General features: G+C 69.8%; 22 protein-coding genes. 8 read left to right on the forward strand and 14 right to left on the reverse strand.

The features are described 5' to 3' along the window. Positions 1–6: 6 nt before the first annotated feature. The 4 genes from AB0I54_RS02365 to AB0I54_RS02380 form a co-directional block, all read right to left on the reverse strand. A complete protein-coding gene (locus AB0I54_RS02365; protein ID WP_363293966.1) occupies positions 7–696 on the reverse strand; it encodes an ABC transporter ATP-binding protein in 690 nt (229 codons plus the stop codon). Continuing rightward, positions 693–1,217, reverse strand: a complete 525-nt coding sequence (locus AB0I54_RS02370; protein WP_363293967.1) for a PadR family transcriptional regulator — start codon at positions 1,215–1,217, stop codon at positions 693–695. The genes AB0I54_RS02365 and AB0I54_RS02370 overlap by 4 nt, the downstream gene beginning before the upstream one ends. Positions 1,218–1,481: 264 nt before the next feature. Further along, positions 1,482–1,718: a hypothetical protein gene (locus AB0I54_RS02375; RefSeq protein WP_363293968.1), complete on the reverse strand. Its 237-nt coding sequence runs from the start codon at positions 1,716–1,718 to the stop codon at positions 1,482–1,484. Beyond that, positions 1,715–2,659 carry an SPFH domain-containing protein gene (locus tag AB0I54_RS02380; RefSeq protein ID WP_363293969.1) on the reverse strand — a complete coding sequence of 315 codons (945 nt, stop codon included), beginning with the start codon at positions 2,657–2,659 and terminating at the stop codon, positions 1,715–1,717. Before AB0I54_RS02380 ends, AB0I54_RS02375 begins: the two co-directional genes overlap by 4 nt. A 248-nt stretch (positions 2,660–2,907) precedes the next feature. On the opposite strand from AB0I54_RS02380, the gene AB0I54_RS02385 reads away from it, so the two are divergent. Continuing rightward, positions 2,908–5,226 carry a transglycosylase domain-containing protein gene (locus tag AB0I54_RS02385; RefSeq protein ID WP_363293970.1) on the forward strand — a complete coding sequence of 773 codons (2,319 nt, stop codon included), beginning with the start codon at positions 2,908–2,910 and terminating at the stop codon, positions 5,224–5,226. Positions 5,227–5,306: 80 nt separating this feature from the next. Here the strand turns inward: AB0I54_RS02385 and AB0I54_RS02390 are convergent, their stop codons facing one another. The 4 genes from AB0I54_RS02390 to AB0I54_RS02405 form a co-directional block, all read right to left on the reverse strand. Continuing rightward, positions 5,307–7,409: a SpoIIE family protein phosphatase gene (locus tag AB0I54_RS02390; protein WP_363293971.1), complete on the reverse strand. Its 2,103-nt coding sequence runs from the start codon at positions 7,407–7,409 to the stop codon at positions 5,307–5,309. A gap of 280 nt (positions 7,410–7,689) precedes the next feature. Continuing rightward, positions 7,690–8,391, reverse strand: a complete 702-nt coding sequence (locus tag AB0I54_RS02395; RefSeq protein WP_363293972.1) for a DUF402 domain-containing protein — start codon at positions 8,389–8,391, stop codon at positions 7,690–7,692. Between the two features lie 84 nt (positions 8,392–8,475). Beyond that, a complete protein-coding gene (locus tag AB0I54_RS02400) occupies positions 8,476–9,861 on the reverse strand; it encodes a class II fumarate hydratase (RefSeq protein WP_363293973.1) in 1,386 nt (461 codons plus the stop codon). A gap of 439 nt (positions 9,862–10,300) precedes the next feature. Beyond that, complete coding sequence (locus AB0I54_RS02405) at positions 10,301–11,968, reverse strand: fumarate hydratase (RefSeq protein WP_363293974.1); 1,668 nt, start codon at positions 11,966–11,968, stop codon at positions 10,301–10,303. A gap of 167 nt (positions 11,969–12,135) precedes the next feature. Between AB0I54_RS02405 and AB0I54_RS02410 the strand changes: the two genes are divergently transcribed. Both AB0I54_RS02410 and AB0I54_RS02415 read left to right on the forward strand, forming a co-directional pair. Further along, positions 12,136–12,837 (forward strand): DUF1707 domain-containing protein, encoded by a 702-nt coding sequence (locus tag AB0I54_RS02410; protein ID WP_363293975.1) that lies wholly within the window; start codon positions 12,136–12,138, stop codon positions 12,835–12,837. 174 nt (positions 12,838–13,011) lie between these two features. Next, positions 13,012–13,389, forward strand: a complete 378-nt coding sequence (locus tag AB0I54_RS02415; RefSeq protein ID WP_363293976.1) for a WhiB family transcriptional regulator — start codon at positions 13,012–13,014, stop codon at positions 13,387–13,389. A 59-nt stretch (positions 13,390–13,448) separates the two neighbouring features. On the opposite strand, the gene glpX is transcribed toward AB0I54_RS02415, so the two are convergent. Continuing rightward, the gene (glpX, locus tag AB0I54_RS02420; protein WP_363293977.1) at positions 13,449–14,483 is read right to left on the reverse strand and encodes a class II fructose-bisphosphatase; all 1,035 of its coding nucleotides are present in this window, start codon (positions 14,481–14,483) and stop codon (positions 13,449–13,451) included. 126 nt (positions 14,484–14,609) lie between these two features. On the opposite strand from glpX, the gene AB0I54_RS02425 reads away from it, so the two are divergent. Beyond that, complete coding sequence (locus tag AB0I54_RS02425; RefSeq protein WP_363293978.1) at positions 14,610–15,134, forward strand: DUF4245 domain-containing protein; 525 nt, start codon at positions 14,610–14,612, stop codon at positions 15,132–15,134. A 119-nt stretch (positions 15,135–15,253) separates the two neighbouring features. Here the strand turns inward: AB0I54_RS02425 and AB0I54_RS02430 are convergent, their stop codons facing one another. From AB0I54_RS02430 to xseA, 3 genes are all read right to left on the reverse strand, one after another. Next, complete coding sequence (locus tag AB0I54_RS02430) at positions 15,254–15,844, reverse strand: malonic semialdehyde reductase (protein ID WP_363293979.1); 591 nt, start codon at positions 15,842–15,844, stop codon at positions 15,254–15,256. 162 nt (positions 15,845–16,006) lie between these two features. After that, on the reverse strand, positions 16,007–16,234 hold the full coding sequence (locus AB0I54_RS02435; protein ID WP_363293980.1) for an exodeoxyribonuclease VII small subunit: 228 nt from the start codon (positions 16,232–16,234) through the stop codon (positions 16,007–16,009). A gap of 9 nt (positions 16,235–16,243) precedes the next feature. Continuing rightward, positions 16,244–17,452 carry an exodeoxyribonuclease VII large subunit gene (gene xseA, locus AB0I54_RS02440; protein WP_363293981.1) on the reverse strand — a complete coding sequence of 403 codons (1,209 nt, stop codon included), beginning with the start codon at positions 17,450–17,452 and terminating at the stop codon, positions 16,244–16,246. Positions 17,453–17,519: 67 nt separating this feature from the next. On the opposite strand from xseA, the gene AB0I54_RS02445 reads away from it, so the two are divergent. Further along, positions 17,520–18,536 (forward strand): 4-hydroxy-3-methylbut-2-enyl diphosphate reductase, encoded by a 1,017-nt coding sequence (locus AB0I54_RS02445; RefSeq protein WP_363293982.1) that lies wholly within the window; start codon positions 17,520–17,522, stop codon positions 18,534–18,536. A gap of 53 nt (positions 18,537–18,589) precedes the next feature. Beyond that, a complete protein-coding gene (gene ppgK / locus AB0I54_RS02450) occupies positions 18,590–19,336 on the forward strand; it encodes a polyphosphate--glucose phosphotransferase (RefSeq protein WP_363293983.1) in 747 nt (248 codons plus the stop codon). Between the two features lie 25 nt (positions 19,337–19,361). Here the strand turns inward: ppgK and AB0I54_RS02455 are convergent, their stop codons facing one another. Further along, the gene (locus AB0I54_RS02455) at positions 19,362–19,886 is read right to left on the reverse strand and encodes a DUF6542 domain-containing protein (RefSeq protein WP_363293984.1); all 525 of its coding nucleotides are present in this window, start codon (positions 19,884–19,886) and stop codon (positions 19,362–19,364) included. Between the two features lie 171 nt (positions 19,887–20,057). On the opposite strand from AB0I54_RS02455, the gene ychF reads away from it, so the two are divergent. Continuing rightward, the gene (gene ychF / locus AB0I54_RS02460) at positions 20,058–21,146 is read left to right on the forward strand and encodes a redox-regulated ATPase YchF (protein ID WP_363293985.1); all 1,089 of its coding nucleotides are present in this window, start codon (positions 20,058–20,060) and stop codon (positions 21,144–21,146) included. 175 nt (positions 21,147–21,321) lie between these two features. Beyond that, positions 21,322–22,740, forward strand: coding sequence for an ATP-binding protein (locus tag AB0I54_RS02465; RefSeq protein WP_363293986.1), 1,419 nt, complete (start codon positions 21,322–21,324; stop codon positions 22,738–22,740). On the opposite strand, the gene AB0I54_RS02470 is transcribed toward AB0I54_RS02465, so the two are convergent. After that, positions 22,701–24,188, reverse strand: coding sequence for a hypothetical protein (locus tag AB0I54_RS02470; protein WP_363293987.1), 1,488 nt, complete (start codon positions 24,186–24,188; stop codon positions 22,701–22,703). The two genes, AB0I54_RS02465 and AB0I54_RS02470, sit on opposite strands and share 40 nt — an antisense overlap. Positions 24,189–24,406: the final 218 nt, after the last annotated feature.

A 24,406-nucleotide genomic window follows, 5' to 3' on the forward strand; every position in this document is an offset into this window, starting at 1 on the left:
CTGCGCTCATACGGCGCGCTCCATGTCCCGGGACTTCCCGTCCCGTACGACTATCTCGCGGTCGGAGTACGCGGCCACCCGCGCCTCGTGCGTGACCAGGACGACGGCCGCGTTGGTGGAGCGGGCCGCGTCCGTCAGCAGCTCCATCACGCGCTCGCCGTTGAGGGAGTCGAGCGCGCCGGTCGGCTCGTCGGCGAACAGCACCCGCGGCCCGGTCACCAGCGACCGCGCCACCGCGACCCGTTGGCCCTGACCGCCGGACACCTCGCCGGGCCGCTTGCCCTTCAGATCGTCGACCTCAAGCCGCTCCATCCAGCTCAGCGCGGCCCGCTCGGCCTCCTTGCGGGAGGTGCCGTTCAGCCGCAGCGGCAGGGCGACGTTCTCCACACAGGTCAACTCCGGTACGAGCTGCCCGAACTGGAACACGAACCCGAACTCTGACCGCCGCAGCGCGCTGCGCCGGGCGTCGCTCATCGTTGCGAGCTCCTGCCCGTTATACGTGATCGAGCCCGAGTCCGGCGGCACGATCCCGGCGAGGCAGTGCAGCAGCGTCGACTTGCCGGACCCGGAGGGGCCCATCACGGCGACGACCTCACCGGGGTGGATGGAGAACTCGGCGCCGTCCAGCGCGACGGTCGGCCCGTACGCCTTGCGCAGGTCCTGGGCGGTGAGCAGGGAACCGGGAGGAGGAGTCACTTGGCCACCGCCTCACGGAGCTTGTCGAGGCGCGCGGTGGTCAGCTCCAGCCAGCGCAGGTCCGCCTCCAGGTGGAACAGCGCGTGGTCGCAGATCAGCTGGTCCGCGAGGTCGCCCTTGCGCTTGCGGTCGGTCAGGATCCGCATGCTGCGCAGGTGCTCGGAGCGCTGGGCGTCGAGGATGCCGGCCGCGTTCCGGTGCGTGAGCAGCGCGAGGACGACCTTGGTGTAGAGGGTCGACTGGAGGTACTCCTCCGGCTTCTCCGGCGTCGCCAGCCACCGGTCGACGTCGGTGATCCCGGCGTCCGTGATGGCGTAGCGCTTGCGCTCGGGCCCGCCGCCCGCCTCGATCCCGTCGACTTCGACGAGTCCGTTCTTCAGCAGGCGGGACATCGTCGAGTAGACCTGGCCGTAGTGCAGCGGCCGGTCGTGACCGAACTTCTCGTCGAAGGCCCGCTTCAGGTCGTAACCGTGACACGGGCCGGACTCCAGGAGTCCCAGAAGGGTGTGACCGATGGACATGGCAGCACTCTACACACGGTGTATACGCGGTATGTATACGCGCAGTGTGTAGATCATGGCCCCGGGTACACCCCCGCAGGTGGGGGCCGATTGTCACGGTTCTGCTACACGCCGGTCAGCCCGGCCCCGGCGGCCGCCCACGGCGCGGAATGGGACCCGCGTCCTTGGGTAGTCGTCCGGCGTCGGCGAGGGCTTTGCGCAGGAGGAATTCGATCTGGGCGGGGGTGGGCCCCCGAGGAGGCGCGTCCCTTCTGCTGCGCGGCGTCAGTCCGGTCCGGGGGGTCGTCCGCGGCGTGGAATCGGGCCCGCGTCCTTGGGTAGTCGTCCGGCGTCGGCGAGGGCTTTGCGCAGGAGGAATTCGATCTGGGCGTTGGCGGAGCGCAGTTCGTCCCCGGCCCAGCGTGCGAGTGCTTCGTACACGGACGGGTCGAGCCGCAGCAGCACCTGCTTGCGCTGCTGCGGCCGACGCTGGGGGGCCTGGTCCCCGGAGGCGTCCGTCACTGGTAGAGGGTCCCCGTGTTCAGGACGGGCTGCGGTGCCCGGTCCCCGCACAGCACCACCATCAGGTTGGAAACCATCGCCGCCTTGCGCTCCTCGTCCAGCTCCACGATGTCCCGCTCGGCGATCCGGGCGAGCGCCGCCTCCACCATCCCGACCGCTCCGTCGACGATCTGCCGCCGAGCCGCGACCACCGCTCCGGCCTGCTGCCGCTGGAGCATCGCGGAGGCGATCTCGGGAGCGTACGCGAGATGCGTGAAGCGCGACTCGATGATCCGCACACCGGCCGCCGCCACGCGCGCGTGCAGCTCGGCCGCGAGCTTCTCGGTGATCTCCTCGGCGTTGCCGCGCAGCGAGAGCCCGTCCTCGTCGTGGGCGTCGTACGGGTACTCGATGGCTATGTGCCGCACCGCAGTCTCGGTCTGCGTGCCGACGAACTCGGCGTAGTCGTCCACCTCGAAGACGGCCTGGGCGGTGTCCTGGACCTTCCACACCACGACCGCGGCGAGCTCGATCGGATTGCCGTACGCGTCGTTGACCTTGAGGACGGCCGTCTCGTGGTTCCGCACCCGGGTGGAGATCCGGGTCCGCGAGGTGAAGGGGTTCACCCAGCGCAGGCCGTCCTGCCGGATCGTCCCCCGGTACCGCCCGAAGAGCTGGACCACCCGCGCCTCGCCCGGCGCCACCGTGTTCAGCCCGCGCATCGCGATGACGGAGGCGAGGAGGACGAGCACGCCCGCGACCAGCAGTCCGGCCTTGGCGCCGGCCGCGGTGACCGTCGAGGACGCGGTGATGAGGCCGAAGGTGACCAGCAGTCCGGTCAGTCCGAGCAGCAGCGCGAGTCCGCCGCCGATGCTGTGCGCGGTGAACTCCCGCACCCGCGGGGCGGGCATCTCGGGTGCGTCGTGCGTGCCGTGTGTGCCGTGGGTGTCGTGCGTGGGCATGGGCGGGTCCCCCCGTTCGCGTGGCGGCGCCGTTCGTCTAGCACCGATCTAGCTAAGTGATATCACTTTACCCCCTCATGGCAACCTCGAGCCCCGTTCGTACGTCGGTTCCCATGGGATGGGTGCTGATTGTCACGTCCGTAAAAGAGCGGATCGGGCGCCCTTTGTCATATAGAGCGGTGTTAGCTTTCTGAGCTGACCTGAGCCAAACACCTGTGTGACAGCCGAGACGGGGAGCAGACGTACTCATGGGACGAGCGGAAGAACGACGAGCGCGACAGCGCGGTGGCGGTGGCCACCGAGCGGCGCCCAGGCGCCGCTCGCCGGGTGGGGCGGCCGGGGCCACCGGCCCGGGCAAGCCCGCCAAGGGCCGCATACGCAGACTGTTCACCTGGAAGAAGATCCTCGGCACGTTCCTCGGCCTCTGCCTGCTGTGCATCGGGTCCTTCATCGTGCTGTACCTGGTGGTGGACGTCCCCGAGGGCAACGCGGCGGCGAAGCGTCAGAGCAACATCTACAAGTACAGCGACGGCACGATCCTGGCCCGCAGGGGCACGGTCAACCGTGAGATCGTCGATCTCTCCAAGGTGCCGAGGAAGGTCCAGCTGACCTTCGTCGCGGCCGAGAACAAGTCCTTCTACAAGGACGTCGGCGTCGACTTCCGGGGCACCGCCCGCGGTCTGATCAACACGCTCTCCGGCAAGGGCAAGCAGGGTGGTTCGACGATCACCCAGCAGTACGTCAAGAACTACTACCTCAACCAGGACCAGACCGTCACGCGCAAGCTGAAGGAACTGGTCATCTCGCTGAAGGTGGACCGCCAGAAGTCCAAGGACGACATCCTCGCGGGCTACATCAACACCAGCTACTACGGCCGCAACGCCTACGGCATCCAGGCCGCCGCGCAGGCCTACTACCGGATCGACGCCCAGAAGCTGTCGGTCCAGCAGGGCGCGTATCTCGCCGCGCTGCTGCAGGCGCCGAGCCAGTACGACTGGGCCGTCGCCTCGGAGACCAGCAGGAAGCTGGTGAAGAACCGCTGGAACTACGTCCTGGACAACATGGTCGAGGAGGGCTGGCTGTCCAAGGCCAAGCGCGACGGCATGACGTTCCCGGTGCCCGAGGCGCCCAAGGGCGCGCCCGGTCTGGACGGGCAGAAGGGCTATCTGGTCGATCTCGCCAACCAGCAGCTCGAACAGCAGCTGATGGACCGGGACGGCCTGACGCAGTCCCAGGCGGAGAACGCGGTCATGGACCAGGGCTGGACCATCACCCTGAACATCGACCGGAAGAAGCAGGCCGCGCTGGAGAAGGCCGTCAAGTCGCAGCTGACCGACAAGCTCGACCCGAAGAAGCGCAAGGTCGACGGGAACGTCCAGGCCGGCGCCGTCTCGGTCGACCCCAAGACGGGCCACATCGTCGCCCTGTACGGCGGCGTGGACTACTACAAGCACTACTTCAGCAACGCGACCCGCCGGGACTACCAGCCCGCCTCCACGTTCAAGCCGCTGATCCTCGCCGCCGCGCTGGAGGACGACGCCAAGACGCAGAACGGCACGGCGATCACCGCGAACACGAAGTACGACGGCACCAGCCGCCGCCCGGTCGTGGACCACGGCACCAAGGTCGGCTTCGCCCCGCCCAACGAGGACGAGCAGAACTACGGCCCCATCACGGTCCAGAAGGCCATGAACCAGTCCGTCAACTCCGTCTTCGCGCAGATGGGCATGGACGTGGGCATGGACAACGTGATGAGCACCGCCAAGAAGCTGGGCATGGACACCAAGGGCATGCAGGCGGTGCCCGCGCAGACGCTGGGCTCCATGGGCGCCAGCCCGCTGGAGATGGCCGGTATCTACGCCACCTTCGACAACCACGGCGCGAAGGTGACGCCGTCGATCATCAAGTCGGCGGAGGCCAAGAGCCGTACGGTCGAGATGTCGAACCCGATCGGCGGCCAGGTGATCAGCCGCACCGCCGCCGACACGGTCACCTCGGTGCTGACCGGCGTGGTCGACGACGGTACGGCCCGTGACTCGGTGGCGCGCAACCCGCTGCGCAACGGCCAGCAGGTGGCGGGCAAGACGGGTACCTCCGACGAGAACCGGTCCGCCTGGTTCACCGGCTACACCCCCGACCTGGTCACCTCGGTGGGCCTGTTCGGCGAGGACAAGAAGACCAAGAACCATGTCTCGCTGAAGGGCGCGACCGGACTCCCGCTCCCCGGCCTGAGGGTCAACGGCGGCGGTTACCCGGCCAAGATCTGGGCGACGTACACCTTCGGCGTCACGGACAAGGCCAAGTTCGACCTGAACGCCACCGAGGGCGCGGCCGTCGAGCCGACCGACACACCAACCTGGTCGTCGTCGCCGACCGAGACCCCGTCCCAGTCGCCGACCTCCGAGCCGCCGAGCCCGTCCGACACGCCGACGCAGTCGCCGACCCAGACCCCGACCACCCAGCCGCCGACCCAGACCCCGACGACCAGGCCGCCGACGACGACTCCGCCGGCCACACCGACGGGTGACATCACGGACAACCCGCTCAACCCGGCCGACCAGCAGTGACGCCGGAGGGCGCCCGGACAGTCCGGGCGCCCTCTGCGCTGTGCGGGCCCGCGAAGCTCTGTGACGGCGGCGAACCGGGCCTAACTGCGGTTCAGTTCGAACCAGACGACCTTTCCGGTGCTCAGCCGGGTCGCGCCCCACCGCCTGGCCAGTCGGTTCACCAGATACAGCCCGCGCCCGCCCTCGTCCGTCGCCCGCGCCTGGCGCAGCCGCGGCAGTTGCGGCACGTCGTCGCCGACCTCGCAGCGCAGCACGTCGGTGCGCAGCAGCCGGAGGGTGACCGGACGGGACGCGTAGCGCACGGCGTTGGTGACGACCTCGCTGACCAGCAGCTCCACCGAGTCGGTGAGGTCCTCCATTCCCCAGCGGGCGAGCGCGCGCCGGGCCAGCCGGCGGGCCCGGCCGGGGGCCGCGTCCTCCGGCTCCAGGAACCAGTACGCCACGTCGCTCGGCGCGATCCCGTCGAAGCGGGCGGCGAGCAGCGCGATGTCGTCGTCCCGGTCGCCCGGACCGAGCATGTCGAGCACCTCGTCGCACAGGGCCTCAAGCGGCGGAGGATGGTCGGGACCGGTCAGCTGGGCGGTCGCCGCCAGCTTCTCGCGCAGCTGCTCTATGCCGGTCCACACGTCCCGCAGCCGGGACTCGACCAGACCGTCGGTGTACAGGAGCAGCGTGGCCCCGGCGGGCGCGTCCAGCTCCACGGCCTCGAAGTCGACGCCGCCCACGCCGATCGGCGCGCCCGGCGGCACCCGCAGCACCTCGGCCCGCCCGCCCAGGTGCAGCAGCACCGGCGGCGGATGGCCGGCGTTGGCGATGGTGATGCGGTGCGAGACCGGGTCGTACACGGCGTACAGACAGGTCGCCATCCGGTCGCTGCCCAGGCGCTGGGCCTGTTCGTCGAGGTGGTGCAGCACCTCCTGCGGCGGCAGGTCGAGCCCGGCCAGGGTCTGCGCGGTGGTGCGCAGCTGGCCCATGATCGCGGCGGAGGTCATGGAGTGGCCCATGACGTCCCCGACGACCAGCGCGACCCGGCTGCCGGGCAGTGGGATGGCGTCGTACCAGTCGCCGCCGACCCGGGCGGTCTCGGCCGCGGGGAGATAGCGGGAGGCCAGCCGTACGCCCGTCGGGCGCGGCAGGGTCTCCGGGAGCATGGTGCGCTGCAGCTCGTCGGCGATGTAGGCCTCGCGGCCGTACAGCACCGCCTTGTCGATGCCCAGGGCGCTGTGCGTGGCCAGCTGGGCGGCGACCAGCAGGTCGTCGGCCTCGAAGGCCAGGCGCTCCGGGCGGCGCAGGAAGAGCGCCGCACCGATCACCCGGCGACGGCCGCGCAGCGGGGCGAGGATCGCGTGCTGGCCGTCGGGGACGACCGACTCGCCGCTCTCGCCGAGGAGTTCGGGCAGCGCGGCGCGGGCGGCCGGTGCGTCCGCGAACACGGGACGCACCCCGCGCAGCACCTCGTTCAGCGCTCCGCCGGGCCGTACCTCGCACAGCTCGGCGGTCAGTGAGGACAGCTCCGACAGTGCCGTCGGCTCCGTCGGCTCGGGCTCCGGGGCCTGCACGGGCAGGAAGCCGCCCTCGGTGTCACGTTCCTCCGGGATCCGGTCCGTGCGCCGCAGCCGCAGCACGACGGGTCCCGTGGGCCGCTCGTCGCCCACCGGCAGCGGGTCGCGCAGATAGACGAGGATGGCGTCCGAGAAGGTCGGCACGGTGGCCCGGCACAGGCCCATCACGATCTCGTCGAGGTCGATGCCACGGGCGATCCGCCGGGTCGCGGCGCCCACGAACCGCAGCCGGTCCCCGTCCCGCCGCATCGGCATCGGCCGCCCGGGCGGCAGCCCCCGCCCGGTACGGCGGTCCTGGCCACCGGTGGCCCGCTCCTGTTCGGCGCCGGGCTGCGGCGGAATGCCCTCCGGCGTGGGACGCGGGCGGTGCGTATCGGTCTCGGCGGCGGCCGGCTGCGAGTGCTCGGGGCGATTGACTGGGGGCTCCTTCCCCTTGCCGCAGGGCGCGGTCGTACCGGGCGAAGAAGGCGTCTCGCCGGTGCGGGCCTGTGCGGGTAAGGCGGTGGCGCCGAGCGGCTTCGGGGAACGCAGGAGCGCCCCGCGGGCCTCCGCGGGGTCGACGCCCGGCTGGGGGCGGTCGTAGGAGGGGGTGGGGTGCTCCGTCACGCGTGTCGAATCCATCCGTCCGGGGCTGCGCGCCGCGCGCGCAGTTCGTCCCGCAGAAATCCCGATACCCGGAATACGTGCCCCGGGAACGGAATTCCCGCGTGGTCAGAGGTTGTTCCTGTGCAACCGGCGAACCTTCTGCGGCCCGTGCCGGTGTTGCCCTCGTACCCCTCGCTCACGTCCTGCCGCCCCTCGGTGACGTTCGGTCAAGCCCGGCGCATGTTCCGGGAGTTGCTGCTGCGCACCCTTGCGGAGGACGATCCTACGGTTGTGGACCGGGGGCGCATCAAGGGTCTCATGAGGACACATGCGCTGGAGTACGGTCCCAGTCCTCCGGAAGTGAAGGTACAGCCCAGGACGGATCCGGGCGCCAGTGCTGCCAGCCTTCGGAGAACGGCGGCCCCCAGGTGCGGATCACCTCCACCACGGCTCGCCCCGCCTCCCGCACCTGCCCGGCCAGCCGGGCGTCCATCAGCCCGTCCCGCTGGGCCTGCGCGAACTCGTCCTCGTCACGCCAGTGCCAACTGCGGTCCGGGTGAACGGAGATGTCCAGAAAATGGTCCTCGGAGTCCACTCCGCCGTCCCAACGGGCCAGCGGCTGCTCAAGATTGACGTACCAGTTCTTGAAACGCCAGCCCGGCTCCCAGAACAGCCACACCGACCACGGCTCACCGGGCCGGGCCAGCTTCAGCACCCCCGTGCCGAACCAGCGGCCGACCTCCACGGTGCGCGGCTTGGTGTACCGGGACTCCAGCGGCTCCACGTGCACCGGCGTACCGTCGGCGAGCACCGGCTTCATGCACTCGGTGCCCGGCGCCATCCACACGGCGAGCAGGTCCGCGTCGTCCCGGACGACGGTGACGGGGCGCGCGATGTGGAAGCGCTCACCGGCGTTCTCCCGGTACCGCCACAGGATGTGACTGCCGGGCGCCCAGTAGCCCGCCGAGCCGCCCGCTTCCTCGCGCTCCATGCGTCTCACCGCTCCGCCGTCTGCCATGCACAGATATTAGGTGCCGCAGGCATACGACGCTGCGGTGCGCGTCACGGTTCTGGCCCGGCGGGGACAATGGTCCGCCGGTGGTTACGGACGCGTCATACGCAGGACATCCAGCGCCTCGTCGAGCTGCTCCGAGGTGAGCTCGCCGCGCTCCACGTACCCGCTCTCCAGCACGACTTGGCGGATCGTCTTCCGCTGCGCGAGGGCCTTCTTGGCGACCTTCGCGGCTTCCTCGTACCCGATGTACTTGTTGAGCGGGGTGACCACGGAGGGTGACGACTCGGCGTACTCGCGGGCCCGTTCCCGGTCGGCGGTGATCCCGTCGACGGTGCGGTCGGCCAGCAGTCGCGAGACGTTGGCGAGCAGCCGGATCGACTCCAGCACGTTCTTCGCGATGACCGGGAGCATCACATTGAGCTCGAAGTTCCCGGAGGCGCCGGCGGTGGCGATGGTCATGTCGTTGCCGACGACTTGCGCGCAGACCATGAGCACGGCCTCCGGGACGACCGGGTTGACCTTGCCCGGCATGATCGAGGAGCCCGGCTGGAGGTCCGGGAGCCGGATCTCGGCGAGCCCCGTGCGCGGCCCCGACGCCATCCACCGCAGATCATTGGCGATCTTCGTGAGCCCCACGGCGATGGTCCGCAGCTGCCCGCTGGTCTCCACGATCCCGTCGCGTGCCCCCTGCGCCTCGAAGTGGTCGCGCGCCTCGGTGAGCGGCAGCCCGGTGGCGCGGGCGACCTCCTCGATCACGGCGGCGGAGAACCCGGGCGGGGTGTTGATACCGGTCCCCACGGCCGTGCCGCCCAGCGGCAGCTCGGCCAGCCGCGGCAAGGAAGCGTTCAGCCGCTCGATCCCGTACCGCACCTGGGCCGCGTACCCGCCGAACTCCTGGCCCAGCGTCACGGGCGTCGCGTCCATCAGATGGGTCCGCCCCGACTTCACCACGTCACCGAACTCCGCGGCCTTGCGCTCCAGGGAGCCGGCGAGGTGCTCCAGGGCCGGGACCAGATCGCGGGTGACGGCGGCGGTGGCGGCGATGTGCAGGGAGGAGGGGAAGACGTCGTTGGACGACTGGGAGGCGTTGACGTGGTCGTTGGGATGCACGTCCCGGCCGAGCCGCTCGCTCGCCAGCGTGGCGATGACCTCGTTGGTGTTCATGTTGGACGAGGTGCCGGACCCCGTCTGGAACACGTCCACCGGGAAGTGCTCGTCCCACTTCCCCTCGGCCACCTCCGCGGCCGCGTCCTGGATCGCCTCGGCGACGTCCTTGTCGAGCACCCCGAGCCCGGCGTTCACCTTCGCCGCGGCCCCCTTGATCCGGGCGAGCGCCTCGATGTGCGCACGCTCGATGCGCTGCCCGGAGACGGGAAAGTTCTCGACGGCCCGCTGAGTCTGCGCCCGCCACTTGGCCCCGACGGGCACCCGGACCTCACCCATGGAATCGTGCTCGATGCGGTATTCACTCATGACGGGTACAGCGACGGGGGCGGTACGGATGTTCCGGGCAGTGGGCCACCCGAGTGTGCCGCGGCGGGCGGAGGCGCGTGGGGCGGAGGTCTATGAGGGGGCTGGTGGTCCCCTGGGCCCCGTGATGGGGGTCGGGCGCGTCCCGCGAGGGGTGCAGGGGATGCAGTCCCCGCCGGGGTGCGGGGCGGAGGCCCGTACGGTGCGTGGGGAGTTCCCCTGGCCTGTGAGGGGTGCAGGGGATGCAGTCCCCGCCGGGGTGCGGGGCGGAGGCCCGTACGGTGCGTGGGGGGGTCCCTTGGCCTGTGAGGGGTGCAGGGGACGTAGTCCCCGCCGGGGTCCAGGGGGCGGAGCCCCTGGTGGGGTTGAAGGGGCGGAGCCCCTGGGGACGGGACGGGTAGGGGCGGCGGGGGCGAGAACCGTCCCCGCCGCACCCCACGCGCTACGCCAGCCCCGGCCCCCGCACCGGAATCGACGTGAACGTCGGCTGCGGAGCCGGGTCCTGGAAGAAGTCGTTGCCCTTGTCGTCGACGACGATGAACGCCGGGAAGTCCTCGACCTCGATCTTCCAGACGGCCTCCATGCCGAGCTCCTCGTACTCGACGACCTCGACCTTCTTGATGCAGTCCTGGGCGAGCCGCGCGGCCGGGCCGCCGATCGAGCCGAGGTAGAAGCCGCCGTGCGTGCCGCACGCGTCCGTGACCTGCCTGCTGCGGTTGCCCTTGGCGAGCATCACCTTGGAACCGCCCGCCGCCTGGAACTGCTCGACGTAGGAGTCCATGCGCCCGGCCGTGGTCGGACCGAAGGAGCCGGACGCGTAACCCTCGGGGGTCTTCGCCGGGCCGGCGTAGTACACCGGGTGGTCCTTCAGGTACTGCGGCATCTCCTCACCCGCGTCCAGCCGCTCCTTGATCTTGGCGTGCGCGATGTCACGGGCCACGACCAGCGGGCCGCTCAGGGACAGCCGCGTCTTGACCGGGTACTTGGTCAGCTCGGCCAGGATCTCGTCCATCGGCTGGTTGAGGTCGATGCGGACGACGTCGCCCTCCGACTGAAGGTGCTCGTCCGTCGTCTCCGGCAGGAACCGCGCCGGGTCCGTCTCCAGCTGCTCCAGGAACACGCCCTCGGCGGTGATCTTCGCGACGGCCTGGCGGTCCGCCGAGCAGGACACGGCGATCGCCACCGGGCAGGACGCACCGTGGCGGGGCAGACGCACCACCCGGACGTCGTGGCAGAAGTACTTGCCGCCGAACTGCGCGCCGATACCGATCTTCTGCGTCAGCTCGAAGACCTTCTCCTCCAGCTCCTTGTCCCGGAAGCCATGGCCGAGCGGCGAGCCCTCGGCCGGGATCTCGTCCAGGTAGTGCGCGGAGGCGTACTTCGCGGTCTTCAGGGCGTACTCGGCGCTCGTACCACCCACCACGATCGCCAGGTGGTACGGCGGACAGGCGGCCGTACCCAGCGAACGGATCTTCTCCTCCAGGAACTTCATCATGGAGGCCTCGTTCAGGACGGCCTTCGTCTCCTGGTACAGGAACGACTTGTTGGCGGAGCCGCCGCCCTTCGCCATGAACAGGAACTTGTAGGCGCCCCCGTCGGTCGCGTACAGCTCGATCTGCGCAGGGAGGTTGGAGCCGGTGTTCTTCTCCTCCCACATGGTGAGCGGAGCCATCTGCGAGTACCGCAGGTTCAGCTTGGTGTAGGCGTCGTAGATGCCGTGGGACAGCGCCTTCTCGTCCTCACCTTCGGTGAGGACGTTCTGGCCGCGCTTGCCCATCACGATCGCCGTGCCGGTGTCCTGGCACATGGGCAGCACACCGGCCGCCGCGATGTTCGCGTTCTTCAGCAGATCCAGCGCGACGAACTTGTCGTTCGCCGACGCCTCCGGGTCGTCGATGATGCGGCGCAGCTGCGCCAGGTGGGCCGGGCGCAGATAGTGCTGGATGTCGTGGACGGCCTCCTCGGCCAGCTTGCGCAGCGCCTCCGGCTCCACCTTGAGGAACGTCCGCCCGTCGGCCTCGAAGGTGGAGACACCTTCGGAGGTCACCAGCCGGTACGGGGTGGTGTCCTCTCCCATGGGGAGCAGATCGGTGTACGCGAACTCAGGCATCTCAGCCCATTCCTCACTCGGCAGACGGCGCCCGCCGACGCTGGCGGGCGCTCACCAGCGTAGAACCTGCCGTCGGCGCGGAACCTGTGAGGTAAGGCTCAGTTCGCGACGCGCGGGGTTGTCCACACCCCTAGTCGCGATCTATCGCGTTTCGGTACGCTGCTGCCGTGGACCTTCAGAAGCACCCCCAGCAGGAGCGCACGGCGCCTCCCGTCGCCGAACTGCGCGCCTCGGACGCCGACCGTGACCGCATCGCCGACATCCTGCGCGACGCCCTCGCCGAGGGCCGCCTGACCGCCGACGAGCACGCCGAGCGCGTGGAGGGGGTGCTGAACGCCAAGACGGTGGGCGAGCTGGAGGTCTTCATCCGGGACCTGCCCGCCGCCCACGAGCGTCCGGCGGCCCCGGCCTACACACCCGTGCCGCCCCGCCCCGCGCCGGGTGAGATACCGGCCGAGGCCGACGCCAACGTTGTCGCCGTGTTCAGCAGCGCCATGCGCCGGGGGCGCTGGCGTGCCGGGCGCCGCCTGCACGCGTATGCGATCTTCGGCACCGTCGAGATCGACCTCAGCGAGGCGATCTTCGAGTACCAGCACGTCGTGATCAAGGCGGTCTCGGTCTTCGGAGACGTCCAGATCCGCGTGCCGGAGAACGTGTCGCTGCGCGGCACCGGCGGCGGTGTCCTCGGCAACTTCGAGGTCTCCCCGCTGGATTCGGTCGAGTCCGAGGCTCCGGTGGTCTATGTGGACGGGTGGGCCGTACTGGGCAATGTCGAGGCGCGGCCGAAGCGCGGCAAGCTCGTGGCGGACATCCTCGACCGTGTTCAGGGCAAGGTCGACAGGAAGTTGCGCAAACACCTCGATCGTTGACGGTTGTGAATCGGGCCGGAAACGGAAGGAATCGGTCCTCCTGCGGACGGCGCACAGGGTCGTGAACAAGCCGCCGCGCGCCTGTGGTTCGGAACGCAGTGCATAGGCGCGCGTACAGCGGGTAGGGCTTGCACCATCGTCTCTCGCTCGCGAAGCCGTCGTCAGGAGTAGACCGTGCTGCAACCGCCGCATTCGTCCCTGCAGGTAGCTGCCGTTCCGGCCCAGCGGGGGCCGGCGCGGGACAGGGACCAAGACGCACCCTGGCACACCGAGGCGGTGTGCCGGCGCGACGAGGCCGGCCTGTTCTTCGCACCTTCCAAGGAGCCCACGGCGGCCAGGCTGTCGCGCGAGGAGGCGGCCAAGCGGGTCTGCGCGCGGTGCCCGGTGATGGTCGAGTGCCGCGAGCACGCACTGCTGCAGCCGGAGCCGTACGGCGTCTGGGGCGGCCTCACCGCGGCCGAACGCCGGGTGGTCCTGGCCCGGCGGCGCCGCCGCGACATGGAACTGAAGAAGACGGCGCGGACGGTGACCCGCATAGCGCAGGCGGGCTGAGACATGAAGAGGCGCCCCCTCCGCACCAGGGGGCGCCCCTTGTGAGCCTCGCGCGCGGGCTACTTCGCCTTGTCGAAGTCGATCGCGCTGTACGCACGCAGCTTGCTCAGCCGGTGCTCCGAGTCGATCCGGCGGACCGTGCCGGACTTCGACCGCATCACGATCGAGTCGGTCGTCGCGGTCTCCGACCGGTACCGCACGCCCCGCAGCAGCTCACCGTCGGTGATGCCGGTGGCGACGAAGAAGACGTTCTCGCCGGAGACCAGGTCGTTCGTGGTGAGCACCCGGTCGAGGTCGTGCCCGGCGTCGATGGCCCGCTGCCGCTCCTCGTCGTCCTTCGGCCACAGCTTGCCCTGGATGGTGCCGCCGAGGCACTTCACGGCGCAGGCCGAGATGATGCCCTCGGGGGTGCCGCCGATGCCCAGCAGCAGATCCACGCCGGTGCCCTCGCGCAGCGCGTAGATCGAGCCGGCGACGTCGCCGTCCGAGATCAGCTTGATGCGCGCGCCGGCCTCCCGGACCTCCTTGATGATGCCCTCGTGCCGCGGCCGGTCGAGGATGACGACGGTGACGTCCTCGGGCGTGGACCGCTTGGCCTTGGCGATCCGGCGGATGTTGACGGCCACGGGCGCGTCGATGTCGACGAAGTCGGCGGCCTCGGGGCCGGTGACCAGCTTGTCCATGTAGAACACGGCGGACGGGTCGAACATCGAGCCGCGGTCGGCGGCGGCCAGCACCGCGATCGCGTTCGGCATGCCCTTGGCCGTCAGCGTGGTGCCGTCGATCGGGTCGACGGCGATGTCGCATTCGGGGCCGGTCCCGTCACCGACGCGCTCCCCGTTGAAGAGCATCGGCGCCTCGTCCTTCTCGCCCTCGCCGATGACGACCACGCCGTTCATCGAGACGGTGGAGACGAGGGTCCGCATGGCGCGCACCGCCGCGCCGTCGGCGCCGTTCTTGTCACCGCGCCCGACCCAGCGACCGGCGGCCATGGCGGCGGCTTCGGTCACCCGGACGAGTTCCAGGGCGAGGTTGCGGTCGGGGGCCTCGGAGGGTACTTCCAGCTCTGAGGGCAGATGATGATTCTCGGTCATCGGAGCGCACCTTTCTGATACGGCGACGGCCGGATGAGGGTTTCCTCACGACTCTATCGTTGGGCAGACATAATGAGCAGAGCCCCCCACGGATGAGCGTGACGGACACCTGCGACGATAGGGGGCGTGGCAGGTTCGAACGGCAAGCAGAAGACGGTCCGGGACATGGTCCTCTCCCTGGCCCTGATCGGGATCGCGGCGGGCGTGATCTATCTCTTCATCCCGCACGACGACCACACTCCCGACCTCAAGCGGGTGGACTACCGAGTGGAGCTCCTGACGGCGCGCCGCGCCGCGGCCTACCCGGTGGCCGCGCCCGAGGGGCTGCCGGACACCTGGAAGGCGACCTCCGTGCGCTTCCAGGGGGCGAACTTCGACCGCTGGCACCTGGGCTTCCAGAACCCCGACGGTGAGTACGTGCAGGTCGAGCAGTCGACTCAGAAGCGCGCCGAGTTCATCGACGACGCCAGCCAGGGCGCGAGCGCGACCAAGGTGACCGAGCGGATCGGCGACCGCACCTGGACGCGCTACACCGGCGGCCGCTACGACGCCCTCGTACTGCAGGACACGCCCGGCTCCACGACGGTGGTGGCGGGTACGGCGTCGTTCGCGCAGCTCGCGAAGATGGCACAGGCGCTGAAGATGGCGTGAGTGCCCGTACGTAGGTGAGTGCCCGTACGAGAGAGGGCCCATACACACGAGAGAGGGCCCATACACACGCAGAGAGGCCCCCGGCCGAGCCGGGGGCCTCTCTGCGTGTGCGTCGCGCGTCAGACGGTGGTGATGACGTCGTCGTACGCCAGTCGCGGCGAGCGCGGGAACCAGGCGTCCTCGCCCGGCCTGCCGATGTTGACGACCATCAGCGGGGTGTGGTCGTCGTCCAGGAACTCCTTCTGGACGCCGGCGAAGTCGAGACCGGTCATCGGGCCGGCGGCCAGGCCCGCGGCGCGGATGCCGATGATGAAGTACGCGGCCTGCAGGGCGGCGTTCATCGCGGCGGAGCCCTCACGGACCGGGCGCTCGCCGAAGAACACGTCCTTGGCCTGCGGGAAGTGCGGGAAGAGGGCCGGCAGCTCCTCGTGGAACTCGTTGTCCGCGGAGAGGATCGCGACCAGCGGGGCGGTGGCCGTCTTGGCCTGGTTGCCCTCGGCCATGTGCTGGACCAGGCGCTCGCGGGCCTCGGGGGAGCGGACCAGGGTGATGCGCAGCGGGGACTGGTTGAAGGCGGTCGGGCCGTACTTGACGAGCTCGTAGATCGCCTGGACCTGCTCCTCGGTCACCGGCTCGTCGGTGAAGGTGTTCGCGGTGCGGGCCTCGCGGAACAGCAGGTCCTGGGCGGCGGAGTCAAGAACGAGAGACATGCGTGAACTTCCTCGAATGCGTGTCCGGTCCGGGAAGGGCCGGACCGGCTTACGCACCCGAGCGTACGCCAATGAAGTTCAACCTTCAACCAAAACCGGGGCGTGGTGATCCGCTTCACAGCTGACCAGCGCCAATGACTAAGCCGATGCCAACGCCAATGACTACTCGTCTGCCTCTTCCACCGCCTCCTCCTCGGCCAGCGCCGCGTCCAGCCGGGCCCGCGCCCCCTCCAGCCAGCGCCGGCACACCCTGGCCAGCTCCTCGCCGCGCTCCCACAGGGCCAGCGACTCCTCCAGGGTCGTCCCCCCGGCCTCCAGCCGTCGTACGACCTCGATCAGCTCGTCGCGCGCCTGCTCGTAGCCGAGCGCCTCATCCACCTTGCCGGTCATCCACTCACCCTAAGAATCGACTCGTACGGAGAACTCACCCTCGGCGACCCGCGCCCGCAGCGCCTCGCCCGCGGCCACCTCGTCCGGGTCCCGCACCACATGGCCGTCGGACTTCTGCAGCACCGCGTAACCGCGCTTCAGCGTCGCCGCCGGCGAGAGGGCCACCACGCGTGCGTGCGTGTGCGTCAGCTCGGAGTCCGCCCGGTCGAGGAGGTGCCCGAGCGTGCGCCGGGAGCGCTCGACCAGCGATGCGACATGATCCGCCCGCTCGTCGACCATGCGGTGCGGATCCTCCATCGAGGGCCGGGCCAGCGCATGGGCCAGCCCGCGCTCCTCCCGCTCGACGAACGCCCCCACGCACCGCCGCGCCCGGTCCCGCAGCAGGCGCACGCGCTCGAACTCCTCGCCCACGTCCGGGACGACCTTCTTGGCGGCGTCCGTCGGGGTCGAGGCGCGCAGGTCGGCGACATGGTCGAGCAGCGGGTTGTCCGGCTCGTGCCCGATGGCGGACACGACCGGCGTACGGCAGGCGGCCACCGCGCGGACGAGCTGCTCGTCGGAGAAGGGCAGCAGGTCCTCGACGCTGCCGCCGCCGCGCGCGACGATGATCACGTCGACGTCCTCCAGCTCGTCGAGCTCCTTCACCGCCTGCACCACCTGCGGCACCGCGTGCACGCCCTGCACGGGCACGTTGCGCACCTCGAAGCGCACGGCGGGCCAGCGGTGCCGGGCGTTCTCCAGCACGTCACGCTCCGCGGCCGAGGCGCGGCCGCAGACCAGCCCGATGAGCTGGGGGAGGAAGGGCAACGGCTTCTTGCGCTCGGTCGCGAAGAGCCCCTCCGCCGCGAGCGTCTTCTTCAGAAGCTCCAGCCGGGCCAGCAGCTCCCCGACCCCGACCGGCTTTATCTCGGCGGCCCGCAGCGACAGCTGCCCGCGCGGCGCGTACCACTCGGGCTTCGCGTGGACGACGACCCGGGCGCCCTCGCCCACGACGTCGGCGACGGCGTCGAACACCTGCCGGTAGCAGGTGACGCTCACCGAGATGTCGTACGACGGATCGCGCAGCGTCAGGAACACCACCCCGGCACCCGGCCGCCGCGACAACTGCGTGATCTGCCCCTCGACCCACACCGCCCCGAGCCGGTCGATCCAGCTCCCGATGAGCCGCGACACCTCACCGACGGGCAGCGGTGCGTCCGCGGACGTGTTGACAGCCATGCGCCCGAGGTTAACGGCCGCCACCGACATCCCGGCCCGATCTTCGGCCTCCGCGTGCGGCCTTACGATGGTTGCCATGACTGCTTCGCCTGGCCGCCGTGTCCTGCTCGCCGCCCCACGAGGCTACTGCGCGGGTGTGGACCGCGCCGTGATCGCCGTCGAGAAGGCCCTGGAACAGTACGGGGCTCCGATCTATGTCCGGCACGAGATCGTCCACAACAAGTACGTCGTGCAGACCCTGGAGAAGAAGGGCGCGATCTTCGTCGAGCGGACGGAGGAGGTCCCGCCCGGCAACATCGTCATGTTCTCCGCGCACGGGGTCGCCCCCGTGGTGCACGAGGAGGCCGAGCGCGGCAACCTCGCCACCATCGACGCCACCTGCCCCTTGGTCACCAAGGTCCACAAGGAAGCCGTCCGCTTCGCGGGCGAGGACTACGACATCCTCCTGATCGGGCACGAGGGCCACGAGGAGGTCATCGGCACCTCCGGTGAGGCCCCCGACCACATCCAGCTCGTCGACGGCCCCGGGGACGTCGCCAAGGTCGAGGTCCGCGACGAGTCCAAGGTCGTCTGGCTCTCCCAGACCACCCTCTCCGTCGACGAAACCATGGAGACGGTCGACGCCCTGAAGGAGAAGTTCCCGCAGCTCATCTCCCCTCCCAGCGACGACATCTGCTACGCCACGCAGAACCGTCAGCTCGCCGTGAAGCAGATGGGCGCCGAGGCGGAGCTGGTGATCGTGGTCGGCTCCCGCAACTCCTCCAACTCCAAGCGGCTCGTCGAGGTCGCCAAGCTCGCCGGCTCCCGCGACGCCCGCCTGGTGGACTTCGCCGACGAGATCGACGAGGCCTGGCTGGAGGGCGTGACCACGGTCGGCGTCACCTCCGGCGCCTCCGTCCCGGAGGTCCTGGTGGAGCAGGTCCTGGAGTGGCTCGCCGAGCGCGGCTACGGGGACGTCGAGATCGTCAAGGCGGCCGAGGAGTCCATCACCTTCTCGCTGCCCAAGGAACTCCGCCGCGACCTGCGCGACGAGGCGGCGGCCCTGGTCGCCGAGCGCGGTGGATCGGGTACGTCGGACGCGTGACCGGCACACCGCCCCAGCACGTGACTGTCAGTCCCACCACGTAACGTAGAGCCATGCAGATCTTCGGCGTGGACATCGGCGGATCCGGGATCAAGGGCGCCCCCGTGGACCTGGAGCGGGGCGACCTCGCGGAGGAGCGCTTCAAGGTGCTCACTCCGCACCCGGCGACGCCCGACTCGGTGGCCGACGGAGTGAAGGAAGTCGTCGAGCACTTCGGCTGGACGGGCCCGGTCGGGCTCACCTTTCCGGGCGTGGTCACCGGCGGCGCCATGATCCGTACGGCCGCCAATGTGGACAAGAGCTGGATCGACACGGACGCGCGCGCCCTGTTCAGCGACCGCCTGGGCGGCCATGACGTCACGGTCGTCAACGACGCGGACGCGGCGGGCGTCGCCGAGATGAACTTCGGCGCCGGCCGCGACCGCCGGGGCACGGTCATCCTGCTGACCTTCGGCACGGGCATCGGAAGCGCCGTGTTCGTCGACGGCGCCCTCGTCCCGAACACCGAACTGGGCCACCTCGAACTGAACGGCCACGACGCGGAGAAGCGGGCCTCCAGCAAGGTCAAGGAGGACAACGACATGACGTGGGAGCACTGGGCCCGCCGGGTCCAGAAGTACCTCGCCCACGTCGAGATGCTGTTCTCCCCCGAGCTGTTCATCATCGGCGGCGGGGTCAGCCGCAAGTCCGACAAGTTCCTGCACCTGATCGAGGGCATCAAGGCGGAGATGGTCCCGGCGCAGCTGCAGAACAACGCGGGGATCGTGGGGGCGGCGATGAGGGCGGCCAAGCACGGTTAGCGCGCGGCTCGGCGCGCGGTTGCGCTCACGCCCGTCGCCGACGCCTGACCAGCCGGATCCTTCGTACGATCACGATCACACCGGCGACGAGCGTCCCCCCGTACAGCCACCCGGCCTGGGTGGCCAGCGCGGTCACCACGCCCATCAGCTCCCCGGCCGTCCCCCCACTGCCGTCCGCGACGGGCAGCAGGCCCGCGGCGAAGGCGATCGGCACGACGACGGGAGCGATCATCAGATCGCTCCCGCGCACCCACAGCGCGGTCAGCACGCACACCGGCAGGAACAGCACGCCGTACACCGTCAGGGACGCCCCGAACAGCAGCTGGTCGAGGTAGCCCAGCAGGAACATCACGGCTCCGCAGAACAGCCCGCTCCCGAGTCCGGTGAGCCGGGGGTTCGGCATCCGCCGCGAGGGCCGTACCGGTCGGGCCGGACCGGGGGAGGGCCGTCGTACGCCCTGCGGACGGCGTCTCGACTGCGGCGGCAATGGCGCCGGCGGCGTGCCGCGTCGCGGTCCGTGCTGCGGGGGTCGCGTCCTGTGTTGCTCCACTGGACCAACTTAGGTCTGTTTATGTGCGGAATCGCCCCTCAGACACGCCGATGGGCAGAGCTTGGCCAACCGTTCGACGCGGCCGCCGGGGCCCCGCCGGGTACGCCGTAGACTGGTGGATCGGCCGGACTCCTGGCCCCCTGGCCCTCACCACATACGGGAAGTCGCAACGTGTCGCTCACGATCGGAATCGTCGGTCTGCCGAATGTCGGCAAGTCGACCCTGTTCAACGCCCTGACCAAGAACGACGTGCTCGCGGCCAACTACCCGTTCGCCACGATCGAGCCCAACGTGGGTGTCGTCGGCGTCCCCGACGCGCGCCTCACCAAGTTGGCCGAGATCTTCGGCTCGCAGCGGATCCTCCCGGCCACCGTCGACTTCGTCGACATCGCCGGCATCGTGCGCGGCGCCTCGGAGGGCGAGGGCCTGGGCAACAAGTTCCTCGCGAACATCCGTGAGTCCGACGCGATCTGCCAGGTCATCCGCGCCTTCAAGGACGAGAACGTCGTCCACGTCGACGGCAAGGTCTCGCCCAAGGACGACATCGAGACGATCAACACCGAGCTGATCCTCGCCGACCTCCAGACGATCGAGAAGGTCCTGCCGCGCCTCCAGAAGGAGTCGCGCATCAAGAAGGACGTCGCGCCCAAGGTCAAGGCCGTCGAGGAGGCCAAGGAGATCCTGGAGAAGGGCGACACGCTCTTCGCCCACGGCATCGTCCAGGGCACCGAGCGCAACGAGCTCCTGCACGACCTGCACCTCCTCACGACCAAGCCGTTCCTCTACGTCTTCAACGTCGACGAGGACGAGCTGGTCGACGACGACTTCAAGAACGAGCAGCGCGCTCTGGTCGCCCCCGCCGAGGCGATCTTCCTCAACGCCAAGCTGGAGGCGGACCTCGCCGAGCTCGACGAGGAGGACGCGCTGGAGCTCCTGGAGTCGGTCGGCGCCGAGGAGCCCGGCCTCGCCACCCTCGCCCGCGTCGGCTTCGTCACCCTCGGCCTGCAGACCTACCTCACGGCCGGCCCGAAGGAAGCCCGCGCCTGGACCATCAAGAAGGGCGCCACCGCCCCCGAGGCCGCCGGTGTCATCCACACCGACTTCCAGAAGGGCTTCATCAAGGCCGAGGTCATCTCCTTCACCGACCTGGTGGCAACGGGTTCGGTCGCGGAGGCCCGCGCCAAGGGCAAGGCGCGGATGGAGGGCAAGGAGTATGTGATGCAGGACGGGGACGTGGTGGAGTTCCGCTTCAATGTCTAGGCGTCGCTTCTCTTAAATGCGCAGGTCAGCAGGGGTTCGGCTCATCGGGGTCGAACCCCTGGCCCTTTCCCGCGCAGGAATGGGGCTGAAGGATACGGGCGCACGTTGCTAACATCCATGTTAGTGACATTGCTGTTAGTGTCCCGCGCTGGGAGCGGTGTGGAGGGCGGCAGGAGTGGTGGATTTCGTCGGTCGCCGACAAGAGCTGGCGACGCTGGAGCGTGAGCTGCAGAAGGTCTCGGCAGGGGTCGGGAGAGAGCGGCCCGGCCGGTGCGTGATGCTGCGCGGGCGACGCCGGGTGGGTAAATCGCGGCTGGTCGAGCGGTTCGTGGACCGCTCCGGAGCGCCGTTCCTGTTCTACGCGGCCACCGGCGGGTCCCCAGGGGACGAACTGGCACGGCTGGCCCGGGACGCCCAGGCATCGACGCTGCCGCTGGCGCGGCTGGTGGCCGCCGCGCGGCCGGACAGCTGGGACGCCGCGTTCGATGTGCTGGCCGCGGCGCTGCCCGCCGACCGGGCGAGCGTGCTGGTCATCGACGAGGTGCCGTATCTGATGGATGCCGACGGCGCTTTCGAGGGGATGCTGCAGCGGGCCTGGGACCGGGTGCTGGAGACCAAGCCCGTGCTGCTGGTCCTCATCGGCTCGGACCTGTCCATGATGGAGGCGCTGAACAGCTACGGACGCCCCTTCCACCAGCGCGGCCGGGAGATGGTGCTCGGGTCGCTGAACCCCGCCGAGGTCGGGCGGATGCTGGGACTGGATCCACCCGAAGCCTTCGACGCCACGCTGGTCACCGGCGGGCTGCCGCTGATCTGCGCGGAGTGGCCGCAGGGCGCCGGGCTGTGGGACTTCCTCGGTGAGGCGCTGAACGATCCCGTCTCGGCCCTGCTGGTGTCGGCCGAGCGCTCACTGGCCGCGGAATTCCCGCCGCAGGCGCAGGCTCGTACGGTACTTGCGGCCATCGGCAGCGGCGAGCGGACCTTCACCAACATCGCCCGCGCGGCCGGCGGTATCGGTGCCACGCCACTGCAGCGGTCGCTGGAACTGCTCACGGACAAGAGGATCGTCGCCGCGGAGCTCCCCGTGTCCCTGCGCCCGTCGAAGGACCGCCGCTACCGGGTGGCGGATCCCTACCTGCGGTTTTGGCTGCACCTACTCAGCCCCTCCATGGAGGAGATCGAGCGGGGACGGGGCGATCTGACCTTGGCGAGGATCCGGGAGAACTGGACCAGTTGGCGCGGCAGGGCCGTCGAACCGCTCATCCGCGAGGCACTCGCCCGGATCCTGCCCGACGAGCAACTCCCCTCGGCCCCCGCGGTGGGCGGCTACTGGACCCGCACCAACGACGTCGAGATCGACATCGTCGGGGCGGACCGCGCCCCCATCGCCAAGGAGGTGCTGTTCGTCGGTTCCATCAAGTGGCTGGAGCAATCACCCTTCGACCGGCACGACCTGGCGGCCCTCCACCGCCACCGGGCCGCCCTCACCATCGAACCCGTCCCGGTCGTGGCGGTCTCGCGCAGCGGGGTCGACTGTCCGGGACTCGACGCCGCCTACGGCCCCGGCGACCTGCTGACGGCATGGCCGCTGTGAGCTGCCCCGAGCCGCTCGTACACCGTCAGCCTCCGGCCCCGGACCTGCTGATCGGCCACTGGCGTGAAGTACTTCTTCAGCACGGCGGTCTTGGTCTTGTCCCGATCGGCCGTCACCGGTTTGGCCACCTGGGTCGCGTCCGTCACCAGCAGGATCCGTTGCTGGGACAGCATCGCGGCACGTATGTGCTCCGGGCTTGCCTCCACACCCTTGAGCGTCCCGGACTTCTCCGGACTCTCTATCAGGGCGATGTCCCGCAGACCGGTGAAGGCACTCGGCGAGACCGACTTGGTGTCCCGACGCGCTGACGGGACGAAGAGCACCGCATTCCCGGGCTCCTTCATCCGCCGCACGTCGGACGCTATCGCCAGGACGTCGTCCACCCTGCTCGCCGGCGATCGCTTCGCCAGTGACTGCGGCAGCAGTGCCACCATCGCCAAGGCGACCACTGCGGGGAGGATCCACTTCGACGTTCTCGGGAGCCGGGGCCTGACTGCCTGTATGGCCCTGCCAATGACAGTACCGATCAGCAGCGCCAGTCCCAGCAGGCTGTAGAGGATGTACCGGTCCAGGAACAGCGGCTGGATCAGGGAAAGAGCGATGAGGCCGAGCTGCGGCACCGCCAGCAGCGGTAGGCCTACGGCCGCTGTCGACAGTCGGCCTGCCTGCGGACGGTCCAGCAGGGTGCCGGCGCCGCCGATCGCCAGCAGGACCGCCGGGCCGATCATCATGTGCCAGGTCAGCGGGGGTATCCATGACACCTGTGCGGACTGACCTCGGCTGAACAGGATCAACGGCAGCACGCAGGCCGTGGCGGCCGCTGCGGCTGCCGTCCAGCGTATTCGGATTCCGCGCCCGGCCCGGCTCCAGAGCAGCGTTGCCAGGTGTGCCGGAAGAATCATGAGCGAGAGCCAGTTCAGCAGCCCCATCAGCAAGATGGTGCTGCCGTACGCAGCCCAGTACACCGTCCGGACAGGCCTCTGGAGCACGGTCACGAGCAGCAGCGTGGAGATCCCGGCCCCGGCTGCGACGAGCGCATACGGCCGGCCTTCTTGGAGATAGAACTGCACGGCCGGCAGCAGCCCGAACGCCATCCCTCCTGCCAGACCCACCCACACGCCGGCCAGTCGGTGGCCGATGACGGCCACGCAACCCGCCGCCACGCCCGTGGCCAGCACCGAGGGCAGCCGCAGTGTCGTGGTGCAGGGCCCGAAGCACTCGAACAGCACGTGCATCAGCAGGTAGTAGCACCCGTGCACGACGTCGACATTCCCCAGCATGTGCCAGATCTCAGCCGTGGAGCGTTGGGCCACCTGCCAGGTCGCGGCCTCGTCCCGCCACACACTGTCCTGCCGCGACAGCCCCCACAGGCCGAGGGCAAGAGTCCACAGCATCGGAAGCAGCCAGACGAGAACACCGCGGCGCAGGGGGACGGTTCCAGATGCCATGAAGGTGACTCCGGCCCCCAAGTGGTGCGGTGACGAACGTAACTTGCGGTCAATCGACATGAACCAGGGCTTCCAGAGCGGCTGTTGAAGAGGCGAGTGTCACGATTCACTCACTGATCACGAACCATGCACCCTAACGTCCCTGCGCGGCTTCATGGATGTTGAACCGGTCTCACGAGCGTGATGGTGGCTGGTAGGAAACCTGGAACGGCCGTCCT

This window comes from Streptomyces sp. NPDC050625 (assembly GCF_040654755.1).
Taxonomy (GTDB): Bacteria; Actinomycetota; Actinomycetes; order Streptomycetales; family Streptomycetaceae; genus Streptomyces.

What these genes read in the sequence shown, in the direction of transcription:
- AB0I54_RS02430 (WP_363293979.1), bottom strand. Translation starts at nt 15,844, where the DNA reads ATGTCTCTCGTTCTTGACTCCGCCGCCCAGGACCTGCTGTTCCGCGAG.
- glpX (WP_363293977.1), bottom strand. Translation starts at nt 14,483, where the DNA reads ATGACCGAGAATCATCATCTGCCCTCAGAGCTGGAAGTACCCTCCGAG.
- AB0I54_RS02400 (WP_363293973.1), bottom strand. Translation starts at nt 9,861, where the DNA reads ATGAGTGAATACCGCATCGAGCACGATTCCATGGGTGAGGTCCGGGTG.
- AB0I54_RS02405 (WP_363293974.1), bottom strand. Translation starts at nt 11,968, where the DNA reads ATGCCTGAGTTCGCGTACACCGATCTGCTCCCCATGGGAGAGGACACC.
- AB0I54_RS02435 (WP_363293980.1), bottom strand. Translation starts at nt 16,234, where the DNA reads ATGACCGGCAAGGTGGATGAGGCGCTCGGCTACGAGCAGGCGCGCGAC.
- ppgK (WP_363293983.1), top strand. Translation starts at nt 18,590, where the DNA reads ATGCAGATCTTCGGCGTGGACATCGGCGGATCCGGGATCAAGGGCGCC.
- AB0I54_RS02445 (WP_363293982.1), top strand. Translation starts at nt 17,520, where the DNA reads ATGGTTGCCATGACTGCTTCGCCTGGCCGCCGTGTCCTGCTCGCCGCC.
- AB0I54_RS02385 (WP_363293970.1), top strand. Translation starts at nt 2,908, where the DNA reads ATGGGACGAGCGGAAGAACGACGAGCGCGACAGCGCGGTGGCGGTGGC.
- AB0I54_RS02380 (WP_363293969.1), bottom strand. Translation starts at nt 2,659, where the DNA reads ATGCCCACGCACGACACCCACGGCACACACGGCACGCACGACGCACCC.
- AB0I54_RS02470 (WP_363293987.1), bottom strand. Translation starts at nt 24,188, where the DNA reads ATGGCATCTGGAACCGTCCCCCTGCGCCGCGGTGTTCTCGTCTGGCTG.
- AB0I54_RS02395 (WP_363293972.1), bottom strand. Translation starts at nt 8,391, where the DNA reads ATGGCAGACGGCGGAGCGGTGAGACGCATGGAGCGCGAGGAAGCGGGC.
- AB0I54_RS02370 (WP_363293967.1), bottom strand. Translation starts at nt 1,217, where the DNA reads ATGTCCATCGGTCACACCCTTCTGGGACTCCTGGAGTCCGGCCCGTGT.
- AB0I54_RS02390 (WP_363293971.1), bottom strand. Translation starts at nt 7,409, where the DNA reads ATGGATTCGACACGCGTGACGGAGCACCCCACCCCCTCCTACGACCGC.
- xseA (WP_363293981.1), bottom strand. Translation starts at nt 17,452, where the DNA reads ATGGCTGTCAACACGTCCGCGGACGCACCGCTGCCCGTCGGTGAGGTG.